Origin of the sequence: Pseudoalteromonas sp. SG44-1 (assembly GCF_014164315.1) — a bacterium.
GTDB classification, from domain to species: domain Bacteria; phylum Pseudomonadota; class Gammaproteobacteria; order Enterobacterales; family Alteromonadaceae; genus Pseudoalteromonas; species Pseudoalteromonas rhizosphaerae.
Genome location: NZ_JACJEW010000143.1, coordinates 1 through 2,436, shown reverse-complemented (window position 1 = coordinate 2,436; position 2,436 = coordinate 1). Strand labels below are relative to the sequence as shown.

2 protein-coding genes are annotated in these 2,436 nt (G+C 35.5%); both read left to right on the top strand.

All coding sequences use genetic code 11. The features are described from left to right. Positions 1 to 439: 439 nt before the first annotated feature. Positions 440 to 1,474: a hypothetical protein gene (locus tag H5187_RS23190; RefSeq protein WP_182719143.1), complete on the top strand. Its 1,035-nt coding sequence runs from the start codon at positions 440 to 442 to the stop codon at positions 1,472 to 1,474. Between the two features lie 122 nt (positions 1,475 to 1,596). Next, a complete protein-coding gene (locus H5187_RS23185) occupies positions 1,597 to 2,100 on the top strand; it encodes a hypothetical protein (protein WP_182719142.1) in 504 nt (167 codons plus the stop codon). The last annotated feature ends 336 nt before the right edge of the window (positions 2,101 to 2,436 follow it).

Below are 2,436 nucleotides of genomic sequence, written 5' to 3'. Positions count from 1 at the left end.
GGTGCTAGGTGCTAGGTGCTAGGTGCTAGGTGCTAGGTGCTAGGTCAAAGTTTAAAAACTAAGGCAGAAAAAATCAACCAAGTTAGCTTGGTTTAAACCGGTTAAGTTGCATAAGCTGAAGTAACAAATATCTGTTCTAACACTTTTAACTAATAATTAGAGTTGGCTGGCAGGCTGCTATGAGCGATAATCGGACACTGAAAAAATTAAATTTATTCATGTGTTTTGAGTAGAAACCTAATTTTGTCCAATAACATTATTAAACGCCGTTTTGGGGCAAAATAACATGCATGATTCCTAGCTGTTTTAATTACTTGTTTACAAAAGTAATTATTGGTGAAATTATCAGGGTATGTAATATACGCCGTTTTGATGTGTTATAAACCACCAAAATGGTGTTCAATAAGCTGCTAGCTCACCAAGGTAAGTGTAAACATCTATGGATTTATTTGAAGATATAGGCTTGTCAGGTAAACAACATAAAAACTTTGTTAATATACTTAAGCAGTCTATGAAAGCTGATAGAGCAGAGCTCTTAAAATGGTGTAATGGTTTTCCTGATAGAGACAATAAACTTGTTACTGAATTTCAAACGACATTCAATTCAAGCTTTTGGGAAATATATTTATATGCCCTATTTAAAGAAATAGATTTCAAAATGGACTGGTCTTATTCAAGACCTGACTTTTTGCTTGAATATAAAGGTAACAATGTTGTCGTAGAGGCAACCATATCTGAATCAGCAGTTGGTAAAACTCCTGAGTGGGAAAAAGATTTATCGAAAGGTATTCCAGATAGGTTCAAAGACATGAATATGGATTCTATTATTCGCCTGTCAAATTCGATAAATAAGAAGTACATAAAGTATAAAAGTTCATATTCTAAGCTAGAACATGTACGTCCCAATCCATTTGTTTTGGCTGTAGCTCCATTTGAACAGCCTCATTTTAACCTTCAATGTGAAGTGCCAATTATGGCTTTATTATATGATTTTTACGTAGACGAAGATGCATATAACGATGCGCCTCATTTATTCCCAAATGGTCCTCCTGATGTGAGGCTCGGTTGGGTCGAAAAAGATAATGGTACTGAGATCCCACTTGGCTTATTCGAAAGTGATGATTACTCTGAAATTAGTGCAATTATTTTAAGTACAACTGCCACATGGGGTAAAATTGAAGCTATGTCAGGTAATTGCGAAATTCAACGCGCAGTGTCCTCGGTATGGTGGTCTGAGGTTGATAATAAACCTATTCAGAGGCATTCAATGACAAACCAAAATAAAGAGAATGTTAGAGATGGTTTATACGTTTTTCATAATCCTTATGCTAAGAAACCAATAGACCCTGATATGTTCAAACTAGATGGTGTGACTCAGGTTTTTGTTGATTCTGATACAAAGCGTATTACGAAAGAAAGAAATGGATTTTGCCTTATGCATCGGCAAACAATAAACTTTGTATCTGAGAGCTAAAAAGCGCTTTAAATACAACAAAAACAGTTGGTTAGATTTCGCCTTGTTCCACATTATAACCTACAATTTTTGTCTGCTTAAGCGGGCGTTTATGCTGCTATGGAAAGTCGGGGTAAATTAAATTGAGCAAAGTATTACGCATTTTATCTATTGTATTTGCTTCTCTAAGTCTAATTAGCTTATTTCAACACGTGTTTGATGTTGGATTTGTTTCTATTTTTTCAGATTTAATTGAGTATTATCGAAATGCCTCACAACAACTGTTTAGCATTTTTGAGTTTTTATTTACATTTAATATACCTCAAGCATTAAAAGACCTTTGGTTGCTTTCGTTTATTGGGGCTGGTGCATATATAAAAACTCCTAACATAGAAAATAGCCGCTTACTTCGTAACTTTGAAATATCTCAAGAGAATAAGTATTGGAAACCAATTTTTTTCTTACTAATGGGGGGCGCATTTATAGGCGCTGGCATATTACTTTCTATATTTAATCCATTAATATATACCGACTCTATGTCTGAAGAACCGCAGGTTTTAATGCGTGGTGCAGCTAGAAACGGTTTTATTGTCATTATTGGGGTTTGCGCTTTCTTTGTGTTAAATGCATATGCTCCTTCAGTGTAAAAGCAGCATAACAAGAGACTAAGATTACGACAGTCCGCTTATGGCACAGACTGTGTAAAAACTAATTTTTAATAAATTGTCTTGAGTATGTTCTTAGTTTGAAACCATCTAAGATGGTTGCGATCGATTTTTTCTCAGTATCACAATTTTCTCCGCGCGAGCGAAACTGCTATGGCAACGCTACTCTAATCGCTTTACTTAGACCATTAACTGTAAGCGTATAGCTAACGACACCTAGCTTTGTTTAATGTTCCAAGGTAGCAGTGGCTCAAGGTTATCTGGCTGCTCAGCAAGGTACTGTAAGCATGTTGATATATAGTTATGCACCACAAGGTC